We start from the raw sequence: 20,247 nt of genomic DNA, 5'->3' as shown, positions 1-20,247 counted from the left end.
TACAATGGCACTGCTAGCAAAGTATTACGTACCAGGATTGTATGTAGAAGAGCGCGCAATCGATGTTCCTTTAGACTGGGAGCAAAACACTCCAGGCGATTCTATTAAAGGGGAGAAGATTCGCCTATTTTGCAGGGTTATTAGTGCTCCAGAACATGCGCATGACGATTTGCCTTTGCTAGTGTTTTTGCAAGGAGGCCCAGGCGGTCAGTGCCCTCGTCCGCTTTCGCCGTCTAGCGATGGTTGGATTCAAGAAGCAATTAAGCATTTTCGCGTAGTCTTGCCAGACCAGCGTGGTGTTGGGCGCTCTTCTAGGGTAGATGCTTCTACGATTAAGCGCATGGCAGACGACGGCGTGAGCGTAGAGCGGCAAGCATGGTACTTAAAGCGATTCTTAGCAGATTCTATTATTCGCGATTTTGAGCATTTGCGCTTAACTGAGTTTAATGCAAAGCCGTGGGTTTCTTTGGGTCAAAGCTATGGTGGATTCTTAACGCTTACGTATTTGTCGCTTTTCCCGCAGGGATTGATTGCAAGCTTCACAACTGGCGGCATTCCTCATGTTCCTGCAAATGCGCGTGAAGTCTATGAACATACTTTTCCTCGTATGGCGCGTAAAACTGAGCAATTCTATGAGCGCTATCCGCAGGATGTTGCGCGCGCTGCTGCTATTGCAGATAGGATTTCTCAAGGAGATGTTTTCTTACCTAATGGCGAAAAGCTAACCGTTGAGCGATTCCAGACTCTTGGATCATCTTTTGGCATGAAGCCAAGTTTTGAAAGAGTTCATTGGCTTATTGACTCCGCATTTTCGGATGGAGATGGCTCTCTTAAGGCATTCAAGCATGGCGGTGGAACAGCAGACGGCTATTTAAGCGATGAGTTTCTTTACGGTGTTATGGATGCAACATATTCTAGTCCGCTATATTGGCCGCTGCAAGAATTTATTTATGCTGATGGTGAATTAGAGCACCCGATTTTGTGGGCAGCTCAGCAGGTTAGGGAAACAATGCCAGAGTTTTCTGGTAGTGCGCGCCCTCTTCTTTTTACGGGCGAAGCTATGTTTCCTTGGATGTTTGATCAAGAAAAAGCTTTGCAACCATTCTTGCCAGCAGTTGACTGCTTAATGAGCGACAAGCAGTTTGGCAAGATTTACGATTTAGATCAGCTTGCAAATAACGAAGTTCCTTTGCAAGCAGCGGTTTACTTCGACGACATGTACGTTGATTCTGGTCTTCAGTTAGATACGCTTTCGCGTATTGCAAACTCCCATTATTGGACAACAAACGAGTTTGAGCACGATGGTGTTCATGGCGACTTTGTGTTCCGTCATTTGCTAGAAGAGGCAAAGAATCGTGGAGATTTGGAGTCTATTTATAAGTGATATAAGTGATATAAGTGATAAGTAATATAAGCGGTAAGTAACTTTGATTAAAGTACCTAACAAATGATTAGATATACAAGTTATATATACAAATGATTAGATGCTTAATAAAAAGTTAGTGTTTATTTAGTGTTAGTTTTAGTGTTTAGATATTAAGGGGATTTGTTAATGAGTTCTAACTCAATTGGAACCGTTGGATTTATTGGTTTTGGAAACATGGCTCAAGCAATTGCTCAAGGTTTGATTCGCGCTAATGTTTTACAAGGTAGAGATATGGTTGCATGCGCGGCGCACTTTGAAAAACTTGTTAATAATGCAAGCAAATTTGGCGTAAAAGCGTTAAAAAGTGCGTGTGAAGTTTGCGATTCTAGCAATGTTTTAATTTTGGCTGTAAAACCAAATCAAATAGAAGAAGTTTTGCAACCTATTGCAAAAACTATTGTAGAAAGAAAAATCGCAATTATTTCCGTTGCAGCAGGCTGGACTCTTAAGCGTTACCAGAATCTACTTGGCAAAGATGCTAACGTGCAATGCATTATTCCAAATACGCCAATCGCAGTTTGCCAAGGAGTCACTCTAGCAGAAAGCGAAAATACGCTAACGGATAGTCAACTAGAAGCGTTTAACGCTATTTTTAATCCGATTTCTTTAGTCGAGCGAGTAGATAGCGAGCACATGAATATTGCAATGTGTGTTTCTAGTTGCGCTCCAGCTTTTACTGCTATGTACATGGAAGCTTTAGCAGATGCTGGCGTAAAGTATGGTCTAAAGAGAGATTGCGCATATCGCTTGGCTGCAAAGATGATTGAGGGAGTAGGCGCGTTGTATATGGATACGCGTGTTCACCCAGGGGCTATGAAGGACGCAGTATGCTCTCCTGGTGGAACTACGATTCGAGGTGTTGCAAAGCTAGAATCGTGTGGTTTTAGGGGAGATGTTATTAGCGCTGTTGACGCAATTCAACAAAAATAAAACATTACGAGTATAGTAGTGTAGTCACTTCCGCTAGCTGGTCTAAAGTAGGTAATATGTCTTTAACTATTGGAATCGTAGGTTTGCCTAACGTTGGTAAATCAACTATGTTTAATGCGCTAACACGAAATAACGTTTTAGCGGAAAATTATCCATTTGCAACAATCGAGCCAAATACTGGTATTGTGCCTTTGCCAGACAAACGTTTGCCTGTTTTAGCAAAGCTTGTTAAAACCGAGAAAATCGTTCCAGCAACCGTTACATTTGTTGATATTGCAGGAATCGTTAAGGGTGCAAGCGAAGGCGAAGGCTTGGGTAACAAGTTCCTTGCTAATATTCGTGAGGCGGATGCTATTTGCGAAGTTGTTCGCGCGTTTAACGATGATGACATTGTGCACGTTAATGGCAAGGTGGATCCTGCAGACGATATTGACACAATCAACACGGAGCTTATTCTTGCGGATTTGCAAACAATCGAGAATGCTTTGCCAAAGTTAGAAAAAGATTTACGTGGCAAAAAAGTTACTCAAGAATACGTTGGCGCAGTGAACAAAGCTAAAGAAATTCTTGAATCTGGAAAGACGATTGATCAGGCTCATAACGAGAAGTTGATTAATAAAGACGACGTTTACGATTTGCACTTGCTTACTGCTAAGCCTTTTATTTATGTGTTTAATGTTGACGATTCGGAGCTTTCGGATGATTCTTTGAAGTCTAAGCTAGCGGCATCTGTATCTCCTGCAAAGGCGATTTTCCTTAACGCGCAATTTGAGTCGGAGCTTACTGAGCTTGATGAAGAAGATGCTCGAGAAATGCTTGCAGATGCAGGATTACAAGAATCTGGATTGGATCAGCTTGCGCGCGTTGGCTTTGATATTTTAGGGCTTCAAACCTATTTGACGGCTGGCGTTAAAGAAGTTCACGCATGGCAGATTCATAAGGGTTGGACGGCTCCGCAAGCTGCAGGCGTTATTCACACAGATTTTGAGCGTGGATTTATTAAAGCAGAAGTTGTTTCTTACAATGATTTTGTTGAAGCTCAAGGCTCTATGGCAAAAATCAAGGAAGAAGGAAAGCTTCGTCTGGAAGGCCGCGATTACGTTATGCAAGACGGAGACATTGTTGAATTTAAGTTTAATGTGTGATTAGTTAAACAATAATCATATTAATGTGTAACGGCGCTGCTTAGGCACTATAGTATAGTATCGAAGTGGCGCCTTTATTTTGTTTATTATGGAGATTGTATGAAAATATTTTATGCTTTCAAAAGCGTTCTAAAGTCGCTTATTGCGCGATTAGTGAAATATGTTATTAGCTTAAAATCTCCAAAAAATCGCAAAATTTTCTACAAGCGCGTTATTGCTTTTCTAATTGTTTTGGTCTTCTTTAGTTTTGTTGGATTCCAAGTATCGCATGTTGTTCAAGAAGCTAATAAGCGTATTTTAGTAAATCTAAAAGCGCAATATTTTAAGTCAAACGAGCTTGATTCCGCTTTAAGTAATGTAAAAAGTAAAAAAGGCGATAATTTTGGCGCAAAGTCGAAAGCAAAAAAGACGCCATTAGAGCATAATGATAAGTCTAAAGATAAGTCTAATGTGCAAAATCAAAATGCGAATGCAATTGATTTTTCTAACTTATGGAAGATTTCTACAGGCGGTCAATATCCAAATCTTTCTGGACTAGATGCAAATCATTTGCAAATAAATGTAGACCTTAAAAAACAACGTGTTTATATTTATGCGAATAATAATCTTGTTTATACAATGATTGTTAGCTCTGGAATGAATAACTCCACACCTAAAGGCGATTTTAGAATAGGACATAGGGGATACCATTTTTACAATAGAATAGAAGGAATGGGTGGAGACTATTGGGTTGGTTTTATAGGAGCAAAGTATTTGTTCCACTCTGTTCCAACTCGTGCTAATTTTGGCGATTATATTGTAGAAGAAGCGCAAAAACTTGGGGTCCCTGCATCGCACGGGTGCGTTCGACTAAGTGTTCCAGATGCTAATTGGTTCTATGCGAATATTCCAGACGGAACAGCAGTGCATATTGAATAATCTTTTTTGGAGTTATGTGAAGCATTTGTGTAAGCAATAGATATAAAAAAATCAGGAGATTTCAAAATGGAATCCCCTGATTTTTGTTTGTGTTTGTTTTATCTTCTATTGTTTATTAGAAGAACAAAACGCTAGCTGCGCAAGCCAATGCTGTTAGAACTATAGATGCCAGGAAGCTTGCTAAGAATGCTGCTTTTCCTTGCTTGAATATAACTCTAAAGTTTACGTTGATTCCAAGAGCAGCCATAGCCATTCCAAGGAAAACGTATCCTGCATCTACAAGGAGTGATGCGTAAGACGAAACAAAAGGCACATACGTACCGATAACGGATGCTGCAATAAACCCAAGCATAAACCATGGGAAGTTGATTTTGCGCTTTCCGTTATCTTCTACTTGGCTGTGGCGAGCGTTCCACCAAATTGCAATAAAGATTGATGTAGGAACAAGCATAAGAACTCGTGTAAGCTTCATGATTGTTGCAATGTCAATGCTTCCAAAAGCTCCGCCCGCTGCAACAGCGTGTGCGATTTCGTGAAGGGACGCTCCAGCAGCAATTCCAAGTTGCTGCTTAGTCATTCCAAAATGAGGAAGAATAAAGATTTCTGCCAAAGCGTAGATTGTGCCCATTATTGCAACTGTTGCAACAGCCATAACTTCGTTTTGTTCTTTTTCGTCCTCTTCTTGTGGAAGCACTGGCATAGATCCCGAAAGCCCCATAACAGCTGCAGCTCCGCAAATGCTTGTGCCTCCTGCAGTTAGCATTGCAAGTTGAGGGCTTACTTTGAGAAGTTTTGCAATATTGTATGTAACGCAAACCATAACAGCAACGAGTACAGCTGCGATTGGTAGGCACTTTAATCCTTGAGTAAATAGAACGTGCAAATTTAGCTTAAAGCCAAGCAAAATAATGCCTAGTCGAAGTAGCTTATTTGCGATTAGGCCAGCAGATGATTTAACGCCTGCTCTTCTAGAATCATTGTTCAACTTGTATACGTGCAAAGGCAGCTGCAGAGCCATACCAATAAGCAACGCAATAATAAGAGCTCCCAAAAGGCTTAGGCCTGGGAACTGCTTGAGCCAGCTGCCGATTAAGGAAGCTAGAAGTGTAAGCACAGCTATAAGAGCCATGTTTGTTGTGCAGATTTTCTTTTTCCATGTATCAAAGAAATTAACCATTTGGCCAATTATTCTCCCATAATCGGACAAAAATGAACAAAAAATCAAAAATATTTACACATTTTCTAGCATTTTGTTGTAATGGCAAGCGACACGCCTATATAAAAATCACATAATAAAACATATTCGATAAAAATCTATCGTAGTTTTGTATTAGTTCCATTTACATTGTGCTTAATTAAATCTTGTTGAAAAAAATCATAATTGTGTAATCATTATATGTAGTTAAAGAGGTAATTATGTGCAATATTAATATTCAAATTAAACGCGTTTATGAATCATTTGATGAACATGATGGCTTGCGAGTATTAGTAGATAGATTGTGGCCTAGAGGCATAAGTAAAGAAAAAGCAAATCTTGATTTGTGGTGTAAAGATATTGCTCCATCAAGTGATTTGCGAAAATGGTTTAGCCATAAGCCTGAGCGCTTTAACGAATTTTCTAATCTTTATGTTGAAGAGCTAGACGAGAATCAAGATTGTGTAAACCAAATCGTAGATATATGTAGAAAAAGTAAAAAAGTAACGTTTTTATATGGAGCGAAAGATCCGCGTATAAATCATGCAATTGTATTAAAAGATTACATTCAAAATGTTTTGCAAAATTAAGATTGTAATAAGCGAATCTAATACATAAGCAAAAGTTTATGTTTATAAACTTTTATGAGTAATAATTAGTGGTGTTTGATGCGTTTTCGACACACCGATTTTCCTTGATATTTCAACAAAACAAATTTATAAATTTATTATTTTTCAAATTGTCTCGACACTTTGTGATTAGTACATTAGAATGACCACTTGGCTAGGGGGCGGCGGTTGGTATAGCCTCTGCAAAATCTGCCAAACCTGCGCACAAGTAGTGCTTGTTTTTTTTTTAAGCTGGCGCTTGTTTTGGTGGTTGTTTTTTCAATCACAAACGTATATATAAACTTGTTTTATGCAAGGAGAAAACGATGAAATCGTTGTTTACATGGCAGCTTCATGGAGACGGAAAAACTTTGAAGCCAGGAGAAGTAGTAGAGCCAGATGAGCGTTTAACGTGGACTCGTACTGCTGGTATTGGCGCTCAGCATGTTATTGCTATGTTTGGCGCAACATTCTTAGTGCCAATTCTTACAGGCTTTGATCCGTCTACTACTTTAATGTTCACGGCTCTTTCCACGGCACTGTTCTTACTTATTAACGCAAATAAGCTTCCTAGTTATTTAGGAAGCTCTTTTGGTCTTATAGCACCTGTTATGGCTGTAACTGCAGCCCATAAGGGCATTGCTGTAGCAAGCTTTGGCATTATGTGCACAGGTATTCTTCTAGCGCTAATCGGTGTGCTTGTGCATTTTGCAGGAGCAAAGTGGATTGACATTATTATGCCTCCTGTTGTTAACGGTGCAATTGTTGCAATCATTGGCTTTAACTTGGGTCCAGCTGTTTGGGGTAACTTCCAAAAGGCTCCAGACACTGCTTTGGTAACTTTGGTTGCAGTTATGCTTATTGCAGTGATTTTCCGCGGTCTTCTTGGACGATTGAACATTTTGCTTGGTGTTCTTGTTGGTTACGCGTATGCATGCTTCCAGGGTCAAGTTGACTTTAGCAAGATTGAGCAAGCTTCTTGGATTGGTTTCCCTAAGTTCCACACTCCGCAAGTTGACTTCTCTGTTTTGCTTATGTTCTTGCCAGTTGTGCTCGTTCTTATTGCAGAAAACGTTGGTCACGTTAAGTCTGTAGCTCAAATGACTGGACGCGACTACGATTCCAAGATTGGTACAGCTTTGTTTGCAGACGGCTTAGGAACTGCAATCGCTGGCTGCTTTGGTGGTTGCGGTACTACAACATATGGCGAAAACATTGGCGTTATGGCTGCAACAAAAGTGTATTCTACGGCTGCTTATTGGTGCGCTGCATTCTTTGCATTCGTATTAAGCCTTTGCCCAAAGTTTGGTGCAATTGTAAACTCCATTCCAGCAGGCGTTTTGGGCGGTGTAACCACTTTGCTTTACGGCATGATTGGCATGATTGGCGTTCGCATTTGGGTAGAGAACAAAGTGAACTTCGATAAGCCAGTTAACATTATGATTGCTGCAATCGTTATGATTATTGGCATTGCTAACTTCCAATTTGCTGTTTCTGGAATTCAGTTCAACGGTATTGCAATCGGCACAGTTGTTGTGTTGGTTGTGTACCACATTATGAAAGCAATTGGAAAGCTTACTGGAACAATCGCTAAAGACGATCCAGATGTTGCTTAGCATAAATGCTTCAATATGATTTAATTTAATCGATTTAGGCGCGTTCGCTACTTTTGCGAGCGCGCTTTTTTGTAATTATTTTTGATTACACAACAAACACAACACGTAGATTGGGAATAATTAGTATAGTATTATTAACCTTATGTTGAAAGTCATTATAGAAATACTCATTGGCGTTGCATGGGCTGCTTTTGGCGCTTATATGGCTAAAAAACCTAAAAACACTAAAGTGCATAAGCGTTCCGATTATTCAAGCGATGGAAAGAAAAAGAGCAATCAAAATAATGATTTTGCCGATACTTCTGCGAATGCTTCTGCGGATGATTCCAGCGATCAAGATGTAGTTATAGAAAGCATTGATGAAGATAATAGCAATGCAAATGTTGTTACTAAAGATGAGTCTAAAGATGAGTCTAATAGTGAAAACAAAGATAAGACTTTTTCAAAGTTTGCAAAAAAAATAAAAGATTGGGCAGACGATTATAGTGACGATGATGACCTCGGTGACATCTTTAGCGATATATTAGAAGCTAAGAAAAAACTAGAAAACGAAGGCGATTTACACAAAAATAGTGATACTAGCAATACTAGTGAAGATAGCGAAAATAGTGAAAATCGCGAAAGCAATACTAGCAATATTAGCGATAATAGTGAAAGCAATAAAAGCGATAATAAAAGCTCAAACAGTAAGGAGAATAATCGCTATATGAGAATAGATTTTGATGTAAATAAGTTTGTTGGAAAATCAAGAAAATGGCGTTGGATTATTGTTGCAATAGTAGTAGCAATAGCGTTTATATGCTCAATTATTTTTGGTTTTTCTACTTTTATTACAGATTGCATGTGGTATGCGCAACTTGGATTTGAGAGCGTAATTTGGATTCAACTAGCCGCTAAAATCGGCGTTTGGGCTTTGTACGCTCTGCTTATGGCTGCATTTGGGTATTTGTCTGCATATATTGCGATTAAAAAACGCCCTGGAAGCGAAGATGGCGTATATGTTAAAGAAAAAGGCAATATTTTAGACACTAAAAAGGGAATAAGCTCTAAGCTTGCAATGCATGTTGCAGGAGTTGTGTCTTTGATTGTAGGCGCTGTGTTTGGAATGCAATTCTACAATCATTGGGTGCAAATTTTGCTTATGTTTAACTACCAATCGTTTGGTATTAAAGATCCGCAATTTGGATTTGATAACGGTTTTTATGTGTTTGCTTTGCCAGGCTTGCGACTTTTTACAAGAGCGTTTATTGTTCTTCTTGCTGTTTCTTTGCTATTTAGCGTTATAACAAACGCTTTGATGGGAGCTGTAAGAATTACGCTTCCTGTAGGCGGCAAAGGCATTTTTAACATAACTAAAAGCGCAAGGCGTCAAATTTCTGCATGGTTTATGCTAGTTGTTATTTTCTGGTCCATTTTGCAAATATTAGATGTGTTTGCGATTGTAAATTTGGATGGTTCTAAGATTACTGGCGGATCTTACACAGATATGAATGCTGGTGTTCCTTCCAGCATTGCAATGGCTGTAATAACGCTAATTGTTGGAATTGTTATAACAGCATGGCTGCTAAAATCTCATGCTCTTAATGGGAATGTAAAAATTGGCACGCGTTTTGTTGTAGCTGTTAAGGCTTGGCGCACGCCTGCTATAGCTGTTGCATCTTTAGTTGTATGCGCTATGGTGTTGTCTTTTGCTTGGCCTGCTCTTTTGCAACGTTTTAAGGTAGCGCCGAATGCTCAAGAATTAGAAGCCACTTATATTCAGCGAAATATTGATGCAACTAAGTTTGCGTATGGCTTAAATAATGTTAAAAAAGAATCGTATAACGCTACTTCGGAAGGAAAGTCGGGAGCGCTAGCAAAAGAAGCAGAGTCTACTGCACAAATCAGGCTTTTAGACCCTCAAGTTACTTCTCCAACATTCCGCCAATTGCAGCAATCTAAGCAATACTATACTTTTGCAGATACTCTTTCTGTAGATAAGTACGACATTGATGGCGTGAGCCAAGACACGGTTATTGCTGCAAGAGAGCTTGATCTAGCTGGAAACGATAATCGAAATTGGGTTAATGACCACACTGTTTATACGCACGGATATGGTGTTGTTGCAGCTTACGGAAATAAAGTTACTGCAGACGGTCAGCCGCAATTTATGGAGTATGGAATTCCAACTCAAGGAAAGCTTACAAAGTTGAAGAAGTATGAGCCGCGTATCTACTTCTCTCCAAACGCTCCAAAGTATTCTATTGTTGGTTCTCCAAAAGGCGCTGCTCCTTGGGAATTTGATTATCCAACTGGCTCAAATGGTGCTTTAACAACGTTTAAGGGAAATGGTGGACCAAGTGTAGGAAACTTCTTCTCTAAGTTGCTACACGCTATTCGTTTCGAATCAGATCAAATCTTATTCTCGGATAGAGTTACTGCAAATTCTCAGATTTTGTATGATCGCGACCCTAAGACTCGCGTTTCTAAAGTCGCTCCATACTTGACATTAGATGGGCGCGTTTATCCAGCGGTTGTTGATGGACGAGTTAAGTGGATTGTTGACGGATATACAACGTCCGACTCTTACCCATATTCGCAAATGACTGATTTTGGGCAGGTGACTCAAGATTCTACAACAACAACATCTCGTTCGATTAAAGGCTTAACTAATCAGCGAGCAAACTATATTCGCAATTCAGTTAAAGCTACTGTTGATGCGTACGACGGTTCTGTTGACTTGTATGTGTGGGATAAAAAAGACCCTGTGATTAAAGCTTGGAGATCAATATTCCCAGGGCATTATCACGATATTTCTAAGATTTCTGGCGATTTGATGAGTCATATTAGATACCCAGAAAGCTTGTTCAAAGTACAAAGGCATTTGCTTGCAAAGTATCATGTTGACAGCGCAAGCCAGTTCTTCTCGGGAGAAGACTTCTGGCAGACTCCAGTAGATCCTACAGAATCTCAAAGTCTTCAGAGAGAAGATATTTTGCAACCTCCATACTATTTGACTTTGCAAACTAGAGGAGCAAACAAGCCAGTATTTTCGCTTGTTTCTACATACATTCCTGCTGGAAGATCTACTCGAGAGATCCTAACTGGATTCTTGTCTGTAAATTCCGATGCTGGAAATGTTGCTGGAAAAGTAAGCGAAAATTATGGCCAACTAAGACTTCAAGAGTTACCTAAAGTTTCCAATGTTCCAGGACCTGGTCAAGCTCAAAACAACTTTAATGCTAATGCAAATGTTTCTAAAGAGTTGAATTTGCTTGAATCTGGATCAACTAAAGTTAAGCGTGGAAATTTGCTTACATTGCCACTTGGCGGTGGATTGGTTTACGTAGAGCCTGTTTACGTACAATCTAGCGGATCTACTAGCTACCCATTGCTTAAGAAAGTATTGGTTGCTTTTGGAGATCAAGTTGGATTTGCAGACACTTTGGATGAAGCATTAAACCAAGTATTTGGAGGAAACTCTGGCGCAAATGCTGGAGATGCTTCCAATAATTCTGGCGTAAACAATATTGCTTCTAATCCTAAGCGAAAAGATTCGACTAAGAATAGCGAAAATGGCAATAAAAATGCTAATGCTAAGGCAGACGCTGATTTTAGTGCAAAAGCAAAAATGGCTCTTAAGCGAGCAGCTCAAGCGCTAAAGGACTCGGATAATGCAATGAAATCTGGAGATTGGCAAGCGTATGGCAAAGCTCAAAAAGAGTTAAGCGATGCGATTAACGATGCTATTAAAGAAGACTCTGGAAAGTAAAAGCAAAAGTCAAAGAAGCGCCTAAAAGCAGCTTTAGATTAATAAAAAATAATGCCGAGCATAGTTTAGATTATGTTCGGCATTATTTTATGTGTTGGCTTTATGCGTTTTTACATTTGATTATCTGGGTCTTCGTCGTCTTCTACAGGACCTAGCAATAATCGTTCGCTTATATTAACTACGCCCATCAATATTGCTGTAAACGCAATAATTACGAATGTTGCAGAAAAAATAAGCGGAGTGCGGAAAGAATTATATGCAGCTTGCAGCCAAATACCTAATCCTTGACGAGCGCCAAGATATTCTGCAGTAGTAGCTGCGCCAAAAACGTAGGCTGTGCTAATGCGAATTCCACCAAAAATTTGTCGAGCTGCAATCCTTAATTTTACGTGCCAAAGCGTCCAAACTCGTCCCGCTCCGCATGTGAGAGCTACATCGCTATAAAAACTTGGAACTGCATCAAGACCTCTAATTGTTTGAACAGCAATAGGGAACATGCTAAAAATAGCTACGATAACAATTTTTCCAGACATTTCGAAACCGAACCATATAAGAAATAGCGGGGCAATCGAAATAAGTGGTAACGTTTGTGCAGCACAAAGAAGTGGGAACAAAGCTGCGTGAACCAGCTTGCATACGTGAAAAAGTACGCCCAGTAAAATGCCGCACACAATGGCAAGACTAAAACCAACAATTGTCTCTTCAATAGTTGCAAGGGTTGCAGGCCATAATTGTGGCCACACTTCACAAGTTGCTTTAGCAATATCTGTAGGAGTTGGAATAGAATTTTCTGGAATTTTATAGAATTCGCAAGAAAGTTGCCAAAAAATTAGTAGTGCAATAGTAGAAATTATTGTTGGCAGATAATTGTGCAGTAGTGTTTTCCAGCGCGCGCGCGTCATGGAATATCGTTCCTTTCAGTACACAAGCCATAATGCTTGTTGTAGCTGCTTGACTGCTGCCCCAATCAAACAACGTAAAATTTTACAAACTTTCTTGTATGAAAATATCACATAGCTAGTATGTAGTTCGCAAGCGTGTATTTTATGCGTATTTGTCTTTCGATTAGTGCATAATTTAGTCGTTTCGTGAGTCAATGCGTGGCAAACCAAAAGTTCTAATTTTGGGGGCATTGAACGGCGCGGGCTAGGCCCTTGATACCGTTTTCTGCCAAGTTCGTGTCACATTCCCAGAAAGCGGTTATTTATAAGAAAGCTAGGGAATTCATGATATGCGAATTATGGCGTAATGTGCGAGCTTTTTGTTTGAAATCTAATAAAAATATTATGCGTGCAATAGCAGTTTTTATAAGCTCATGCTGTATTCTGTCTTTGTGCGCGTGCGGATCAAACAATAGTAAGCAGAATAGTAAATCTGGTCTTCAAAACGTTTCGTTTATGCTTTCGTGGATACCTGATACTAATCATATTGGCATATACGTGGCAAAGCATATGGGATGGTTTAAGCAAGCTGGTTTACACGTGAATATTTTGGCTGTGTCTCAAACTGGTGCCGAGCATGCTGTTGACTCTGGTGCTGCGGATTTTGCTTTAAGCAATATTACTAGTCTTGCAGATTTCAGTACAAAAGGCACTAAATTGAAGGAAGTTTTGCAAGTTCAGCAAAAGCCTAGCGCAATTTGGTGCTCTCTTTATAAAAATACTAAAATTCATTCTCCTAAAGACTTTGATGGTAAAACTTTTGCAACCTTTGGATCTGCAGAAGGTGATGCTGTGATTCGTAGAATGATTCAGCACGATGGTGGCAAAGGTAAGTTCGATAAGGTTACTGTTGGTACTTCTACGTTCCGTACGCTTGAATCTGGAAAAGCTGATTTTGGTGGTTTTTATGGTACTTGGGAAGGTGTGCAGGCGGAAATGTATGGTCCAAAGTTGCGTTGCTTTAAGACAGCAGATTATGGAGTTCCTGGTCAGCCAGATACGATTGGTGTTATTACTAACGCAAACACAGTTAAGCGCAATCCGAAGCTTGTTCGCGCTTTTGTTAAAGCCGTTAAGCGCGGTTATGAATACGCTTACAATCATCCAGATGAAGCTGCGAACATTTTAGTAAAAGAAGCTCCTGAAGCTAATCTTGATGTGAAATTCGTTAAGCGAAGCATGAAGATGATTGTTGACGGGCAATATTGGGGTAATCGTGCAGACATAAAAAGCGGCAAGTTTGTGTTCGGCACAAATGATGTTAAGGGTGCTCAAGAATACTTCGACTTCCTAAGTAAGGAAGGTGCGTATACGGATTCTAAAGGCAAAGTAACATATAAAACTCCTCAAGCAAAAGAATTAACTACGGACGAATTTTTGAAGTAGTTTACGCAATGACTTGAGTCTTGCTAAAATAAAGTACAGTATATGAGGGCGTATCGGGTAGTTGTATAATCCAACTTCAATCGGTACGCCCGTTTTGTTGTTGAGTTTATAAGATTGGGCGTGAATTATGGCTTCAGATTTTTGGCTTATTGCTGGCCTTGGCAATCCTGGATCTAAGTACGAAGGTACTCGTCATAATATGGGATTTATGGTTGCGGATTTGCTTGCTGAGCGATGGTCAATATCTTTTTCTGACCATAAAGGCTTGTCTAAACTTGGCAAGGGAGTTATGAATTTAGACGGTAAGCTTGCAAAGTTCTTCCTTGCTAAGCCGCTTACTTTTATGAACGATTCTGGAGCTGCAATATCTTCTATAAGTTCTTATTATCAAATTGAAACTGACCATATTGTGATTGTTCACGACGATATGGATTTGGATTTTGGGCGCATTAAAGTAAAAGCTGGAGGTTCTGCTGGAGGTCATAACGGTATTCGTTCTATTGATCGCAGTCTTGGAACTCCGCAATATGCGCGCGTAAGAATGGGTGTTGGGCATGCTCAGCGTGGTGCTCATGCTCACGATAATACTGTTAATTGGGTTTTGGGCGGATTTGCTGGTGCGCAAAAATCTGAACTTCCTAATTTTTTGGCAGATGGCGCAGATGCTGTAGAAAGTGTGATTTTCCGCGGGCTTGCAGCCACTCAGGAGCATTTTAATGGCAGATAAGTATGATTCTTTTGCTAACAAAATGCTAGATTCTAAAGATTTTAATATTTCTGATGCTTCTTTTGAAAGCATACTTAAAGATATTTGTAAGAAAAATGATTCGTTTAAGTCTTTAGCTTTGCTTGAAGAAGATTTTTCTAATCCTCTTAATGTGTATTGTCCAAGTGGAGCTAGATCTGCTGTAGCTGCTGCAATGGCTACTAAAAAGCCTGTTGTTTTAGTAGTTCCATCTGGTAGAGATGCTTTAGAATCACTTGAATCAATACGCGATTTTTATAATGGGAACCCTAAAGATATTGCTAATCTTGAAGCTTGGGAAACTCTTCCGCACGAGCGTCTTTCTCCTAGAGCAGATACTGTAGCAAGTAGAATGGCGGTTTTTAGGCGATTAAAGCATCCGCAAAGTGGGGAAGATAGCAAAAGTGGCAAAAGCAGCAAAAGCGGCAAAAGTGCCATGTTTAGCCCAATTCGCGTTCTTGTTATGCCAGTTCGGTCCCTTATTCAGCCAGTTGTTAAGGGTCTTTGCAACGTAGAGCCGCTTGTTTTTGAATGTGGCAATGAGATTTCTATTGAGGTTGCTACAAAGCGACTTGTTGAAAACTCGTATAATCGCGTGGAACTTGTTATGAATCGCGCTGAATTTGCTGTTCGAGGCGGAATTATAGACGTTTTTCCTCCAACAATGGATCATCCTGTGCGTATTGAGTTTTTTGGAGATGAGATTGATGCAATCAAACAATTCCACGCATCTGATCAGCGCACTTATGGGAAGAATATTAATAGTGTTTGGGCTACACCTTGCCGAGAATTGCAACTTACAAAAGATATTCAAAAACGAGCAAGGTCTTTGATTGGTAAGATTCCAAATGCTCAAGATATGCTTGAATCAATCGCAAATGCAATACCTGTAGAGGGTATGGAGTCTTTGATTCCAGCATTAGTTGACAACATGGAACCAGTGGAAAATTTGCTTGATAAAAACGCAATAATTTTGGTTTCCGACTTAGAAAAATGCAAGCGCGCAGCTAACGATTTAGTTAAAACAGCAAACGAGTTTTTGGCTGCAAGTTGGCATGTTGCTGCGTCTGGTAAGGGTGCTGGCGCTCCAATAACATTCGATAAAGCGAGTTTTCTTGATTTTAGCAGCGTTTTAGAAAATCTTGAAAATAACAATCATCAAGTAATTAACTTAAACAGTTTTGCAATGGATTCAACGAGTAAATCGCAAGCAACCGTTGATTCCAAAGAAGAAAACGAAAATAAAGTCGTAAAAAATAACTATTTAGACTTGTGCATCAAATCTCCTCAAGAATTTAGAGGAGATAGTGATAAGATTTCTAGCGGAATATATGGTCTTATTTCTAACGGATACAAGGTTTATATTAGCGCTGCTTCAAGTGGAATTTTATCAAGACTTGCGCGAGCTGTACGCGCAAGTGGCGTATTTGATTTTTCGGCAGTTCAATCGAAAATAGTTGACGGTTTTATAGATACGCAAAGTAAAATTGCAATTCTTAGCGAAAGAGATTTAACAGGAAAGTCTTCTTCTGCAAGTGGTTTTAAGTCGCCAAAGCGTAGAAAAAAAGAAATCGACCTTCTAGACCTTAAGCCAGGAGATTTTGTTGTTCACGAACAGCACGGAATTGGCAAATTTATAGGCATGAGGCAGAGGAATGTAAAAACTTCAAACGGAGAAGCTGCACGCGAATATTTGGAAATTGAGTATGCGCCAAGTAAACGCAATGCTCCTGCGGATAAGCTTTTTATTCCAACAGATCAACTTGATTTAGTTAGCAAATATATTGGTGCAGAGATTCCAAAGCTAAATAAGCTTGGAGGCGCAGACTGGGCTGCTACAAAAGAAAAAGCGCGAAAAGCTGTTCAAGAAGTTGCGCAAGACTTGATTAAACTTTATTCTGCACGAGCATCTAGCAGCGGATTTGCTTTTAGCGCAGACACTCCATGGCAAAAAGAGCTTGAGGATGATTTTCCATACCAAGAAACTCCAGATCAGCTTACGACTATTGACGAAGTCAAGCAAGATATGCAAAAGCCAATTCCGATGGATAGGCTGATTTGCGGAGACGTTGGTTTTGGCAAAACTGAGATTGCTGTGCGCGCTGCTTTTAAGGCAGTTCAAGACGGCAAGCAAGTGGTTGTTCTAGCGCCAACAACTCTTTTAGTTCAACAACATTACGAGACTTTTACTAATCGCTTTTCTGGATTCCCTATAACTGTTGCTGCAATGAGTAGATTCCAAAGCGAAAAAGAGGTTAACAATACTATTCAAGGCCTTGAATCAGGAGAAGTTGATGTTGTTATTGGCACGCATAAGCTTTTGAATCCAAACATAAAATTCAAGGATTTAGGTTTGGTGATTATAGACGAAGAGCAGCGTTTTGGCGTTGAGCACAAGGAGACTTTGAAAGCTTTGCGTACAAACGTAGATGTTCTTAGTCTTTCGGCAACGCCAATTCCTAGAACACTTGAAATGGCTGTTACTGGTATTCGCGAAATGTCTACTCTTGCTACGCCTCCGGAAGACCGTTTGCCAGTCTTGACTTATGTTGGAGCCTACGAAGACGCGCAAGTGGCAGCTTGCGTTAAGCGAGAGCTGCTTAGAGGTGGCCAAGTATTTTACGTGCACAATAGAGTAGAAGATATTAGTAAAGTTGCGACTAATATTCAAAAACTTGTTCCAGATGCTAGGGTTGCGATTGCGCACGGAAAAATGGGTGAGAAGCAGCTTGACACTATTATTCGTGATTTTTGGCATAGAGATATTGACGTTCTTGTTTGCACTACGATTATTGAAACGGGATTAGATATTTCTAACGCTAATACGCTTATTGTGGATCATGCAGACAGATTCGGCTTAAGCCAGCTTCATCAATTGCGCGGGCGCGTTGGCAGAGGTCGTGAGCGTGCGTACGCATACTTTTTGTATGATCCGTCTAAGCCTATGACTCAACAAGCGCATGATCGCCTTGCAACAATCGCTCAATATACTGCTCTTGGATCTGGGTTTGATGTTGCTATGAAGGATTTGGAGCTTAGAGGCACTGGAAACTTGCTTGGCAATGCGCAAAGTGGCCATATTGAAGGCGTTGGATTTGATTTATACGTGCGAATGGTTTGTGAAGCTGTTGAAAAATACAAAGAGCCAGAGCATAAAGAAACTGTTTCCACGTCTATTGATTTGCCTGTTGAAGCTTCGATTCCAGTTGATTATATTGATTCCGACAAGCTTCGTTTAGAAGCGTACCGTAAGCTTGCTTCCGCTAACAATAATAAGGATTTGCAAGAGTTGCACGATGAGTTACTTGATCGTTTTGGTGAGCCTCCTGAAGCGTTTGGTATATTGTGCGATGTTGCTCGCTTGCGTTTTAAGGCTCGTGATCTTGGTATTACGCAAATTAGCTCTCAAGGTAAATCGGTTCGTGTTATTGGTTTAGATCCAAAAGAATCGTTGTGGATGCGTTTGCAAAGGATTTACCGCGGAGTTAAGTATCGTCCGCTTACTCATACGCTTATTATTCCATCGCCTTTTGAATCTTCACTTGGAACTAGCGCAATGAGTGAGCGCGAAATACTTGATTGGGTGCGCCAACTTCTTGAAGATTTAGCTTGGTAAGGCAAATCTTGCACTGTTTATAAATAAAGGCGGCCGCTATTTTGCAGTCGCCTTTATTCACATTATTTTTGCGTTACTTATTGCAAAGCTTCTCTAAGCTCATCTTCTATTTCACTATGATTTACAGGGCGATTTTGAACGTCAAGATGCTCGCGATCAATGTTCCATTGCTTATAAATCTTGCCATCTTTTATCATAAGAATGCGGTTAGAAAGTCTTACAGCTTCCGCAATATCATGCGTAACCATAAGTGTAGTCCAGCCATATTTAGCTTGAAGATTATTAAGCAAATCTTGCATATCGAAGCGCGTAAGAGCATCCAAAGCTCCAAAAGGCTCGTCAAGCAACAATAATTCAGGACTTCTAACTAAAGCTCTCGCTAAAGATACGCGCTGCTGCTGGCCTCCAGAAAGCTCAGAAGGCCACTTGTTGTCGTAGCCAACAAGCTGCATTTGGCAAAGCGCTAAATGCGCAATATTCTTAAGATCTTGCTTGCTTCCTTCCATGCCGAAAACAACATTTTTGTTTACAGAAAGCCACGGTATTAGTCGTGCATCTTGAAAACCAATAGCCTGACGGCTTGTTGCATGAATGCTGCCTTCGCTAGGAGTAAGAAGTCCTGAAATTATTTTCAAAAGCGTAGTTTTTCCGCATCCCGATCTACCAATAAGCGAAACAAATTCGCCCTTTTTAATTCTCATCGTAATGTTTTTCAATACAAAAGAAGAATTATTTGCAAAATCGTTTTCTGTATTTTTATCTTTTGCACTTGCGAAAGAAATGCCCAGATTCTCTATACTAACGCAGTAATCGCTATCGTTAATATTTGATTTGCAAGTAGATTCTTTGGAAACTTCTACATTGCTACGCTTATGAAAAATGCTATTAAACATAGTCGTATTCTAAAGTCGTACTCTAATTACAATTAGTAATCGTTTACTTGCTGCAGTCGATTACAGCTTTAGAGAAATCAGGAACTTCTTTAATGAATCCGTATTTAACATATTCCTTAGCTTGTTGTTTAAGCATTTTCATAGTTTCTGCATTCATTGGTCGAATTTGCGGAATGTCAAACTTAGCTAATTCTTTCATTGTTTCATCGGATGCACCAAACTTCTTATACATATCAAGAATAATCGAATGCTTCTTCTTAACTCTTTTACCTTCTTCTACTAAAGCACGATACATTTTCTTTAATAGCTGTGGGTGCTTTTTAGCAAATTCAGCAGATGCAACTTGGATTCCGAAGTTAATATTTCCATAATCTTTTGCAGTGACTAGAAGTTTTGATCCTGGAGTTGCAAGAGCTGCAGCAAAGTTCTGATCGAAGGTTGCTAATGCATCAACTTGACCAGTTGTGAATGCTGCATGGAAGTTCTTCGGACTCATCTCTACTTCTTGAACCTTGGATGGGTCAAGTCCTGCTTTTTCAAAAGCTTTGTGAATTATATAATCTCCACTTCCACCTTTAGCAATAATTCCAATCTTCTTTCCGTACAAGTCTTTAAGCGATTTGATTCCGCTATTTGGTGCTGCTACGATTCCTTGAGCGTTTCCATTGTAATAGTTAATAGCATAAGCAACCCATGGCTGGCCTTTGGAGATAAAATGAATAAAATGGCCAGATCCTGTGGTTGTTACGTCTGCGTTTCCAGAAGTTACTGCAGTGTTTGCTTCTGGAGGAACATATGGTCCGCTAAATGTAACCTTTGCCTTGCCAAAGATCTTATCTGCCATCTTTGTATTATTTGAAAGAGTTGTTAAATAATTTGCAGAAGTCAAGTATGCTACTCTTAAAGTTCCAGTATCTTCTTTTACTTGCTTAGTAGTATTTGTGGAAGATTTTGCGGATGATGCTTGTGTTTTGCTGTTGGAGCTTCCGCATGATGCTAGGGTGATTGCTGTGCAAAGCGCGCAGAAAGCTGCTAATGCTCGCTTGCTTGTTGTAGATAATGCGAATTTAGCCATTT

General features: G+C 39.9%; 14 protein-coding genes. 10 read left to right on the top strand and 4 right to left on the bottom strand.

The features are described from left to right. Positions 1–4 precede the first annotated feature (4 nt). The 4 genes from ACPEIW_RS04165 to ACPEIW_RS04150 all read left to right on the top strand — a co-directional run bounded on the left by ACPEIW_RS04165 (position 5) and on the right by ACPEIW_RS04150 (position 4,419). Complete coding sequence (locus ACPEIW_RS04165) at positions 5–1,384, top strand: alpha/beta fold hydrolase (protein ID WP_032812796.1); 1,380 nt, start codon at positions 5–7, stop codon at positions 1,382–1,384. Between the two features lie 168 nt (positions 1,385–1,552). After that, positions 1,553–2,356 carry a pyrroline-5-carboxylate reductase gene (proC, locus tag ACPEIW_RS04160; protein ID WP_115794234.1) on the top strand — a complete coding sequence of 268 codons (804 nt, stop codon included), beginning with the start codon at positions 1,553–1,555 and terminating at the stop codon, positions 2,354–2,356. Positions 2,357–2,412: 56 nt separating this feature from the next. Beyond that, positions 2,413–3,501: a redox-regulated ATPase YchF gene (gene ychF, locus ACPEIW_RS04155; RefSeq protein ID WP_425663210.1), complete on the top strand. Its 1,089-nt coding sequence runs from the start codon at positions 2,413–2,415 to the stop codon at positions 3,499–3,501. A gap of 99 nt (positions 3,502–3,600) precedes the next feature. Continuing rightward, positions 3,601–4,419, top strand: a complete 819-nt coding sequence (locus ACPEIW_RS04150; RefSeq protein ID WP_425663208.1) for a L,D-transpeptidase — start codon at positions 3,601–3,603, stop codon at positions 4,417–4,419. Between the two features lie 115 nt (positions 4,420–4,534). Here ACPEIW_RS04150 and ACPEIW_RS04145 read toward each other — a convergent pair whose 3' ends face one another. Continuing rightward, positions 4,535–5,596 carry a YeiH family protein gene (locus ACPEIW_RS04145; RefSeq protein ID WP_101889351.1) on the bottom strand — a complete coding sequence of 354 codons (1,062 nt, stop codon included), beginning with the start codon at positions 5,594–5,596 and terminating at the stop codon, positions 4,535–4,537. Positions 5,597–5,835: 239 nt separating this feature from the next. On the opposite strand from ACPEIW_RS04145, the gene ACPEIW_RS04140 reads away from it, so the two are divergent. The 3 genes from ACPEIW_RS04140 (at position 5,836) to ACPEIW_RS04130 (ending at position 11,589) form a co-directional block, all read left to right on the top strand. After that, complete coding sequence (locus ACPEIW_RS04140; protein ID WP_425663206.1) at positions 5,836–6,204, top strand: DUF488 domain-containing protein; 369 nt, start codon at positions 5,836–5,838, stop codon at positions 6,202–6,204. 344 nt (positions 6,205–6,548) lie between these two features. After that, complete coding sequence (locus ACPEIW_RS04135; protein ID WP_004111840.1) at positions 6,549–7,838, top strand: uracil-xanthine permease family protein; 1,290 nt, start codon at positions 6,549–6,551, stop codon at positions 7,836–7,838. A gap of 142 nt (positions 7,839–7,980) precedes the next feature. Then, positions 7,981–11,589, top strand: coding sequence for a UPF0182 family protein (locus ACPEIW_RS04130; protein WP_425663204.1), 3,609 nt, complete (start codon positions 7,981–7,983; stop codon positions 11,587–11,589). A 110-nt stretch (positions 11,590–11,699) separates the two neighbouring features. Here the strand turns inward: ACPEIW_RS04130 and ACPEIW_RS04125 are convergent, their stop codons facing one another. Continuing rightward, a complete protein-coding gene (locus tag ACPEIW_RS04125; protein WP_425663202.1) occupies positions 11,700–12,491 on the bottom strand; it encodes an ABC transporter permease in 792 nt (263 codons plus the stop codon). Between the two features lie 384 nt (positions 12,492–12,875). Between ACPEIW_RS04125 and ACPEIW_RS04120 the strand changes: the two genes are divergently transcribed. From ACPEIW_RS04120 to mfd, 3 genes are all read left to right on the top strand, one after another. Further along, positions 12,876–13,916 carry an ABC transporter substrate-binding protein gene (locus tag ACPEIW_RS04120; protein ID WP_317623562.1) on the top strand — a complete coding sequence of 347 codons (1,041 nt, stop codon included), beginning with the start codon at positions 12,876–12,878 and terminating at the stop codon, positions 13,914–13,916. 127 nt (positions 13,917–14,043) lie between these two features. Then, positions 14,044–14,643 (top strand): aminoacyl-tRNA hydrolase, encoded by a 600-nt coding sequence (pth, locus tag ACPEIW_RS04115; protein ID WP_004130472.1) that lies wholly within the window; start codon positions 14,044–14,046, stop codon positions 14,641–14,643. Further along, positions 14,633–18,277: a transcription-repair coupling factor gene (gene mfd, locus ACPEIW_RS04110; RefSeq protein WP_425663199.1), complete on the top strand. Its 3,645-nt coding sequence runs from the start codon at positions 14,633–14,635 to the stop codon at positions 18,275–18,277. Before pth ends, mfd begins: the two co-directional genes overlap by 11 nt. A gap of 77 nt (positions 18,278–18,354) precedes the next feature. On the opposite strand, the gene ACPEIW_RS04105 is transcribed toward mfd, so the two are convergent. Then, on the bottom strand, positions 18,355–19,170 hold the full coding sequence (locus ACPEIW_RS04105) for an ABC transporter ATP-binding protein (RefSeq protein WP_425663197.1): 816 nt from the start codon (positions 19,168–19,170) through the stop codon (positions 18,355–18,357). Positions 19,171–19,213: 43 nt separating this feature from the next. Continuing rightward, positions 19,214–20,245: an ABC transporter substrate-binding protein gene (locus ACPEIW_RS04100; RefSeq protein WP_032812797.1), complete on the bottom strand. Its 1,032-nt coding sequence runs from the start codon at positions 20,243–20,245 to the stop codon at positions 19,214–19,216. Positions 20,246–20,247 lie beyond the last annotated feature (2 nt).

It is taken from the genome of Gardnerella piotii (genome assembly GCF_049815665.1).
In the GTDB taxonomy this organism is placed as follows: Bacteria; Actinomycetota; Actinomycetes; order Actinomycetales; family Bifidobacteriaceae; genus Bifidobacterium; species Bifidobacterium piotii.
Note: the sequence above shows the minus strand (reverse complement) of the source record. Positions and strands in the feature narration are given on the sequence as shown.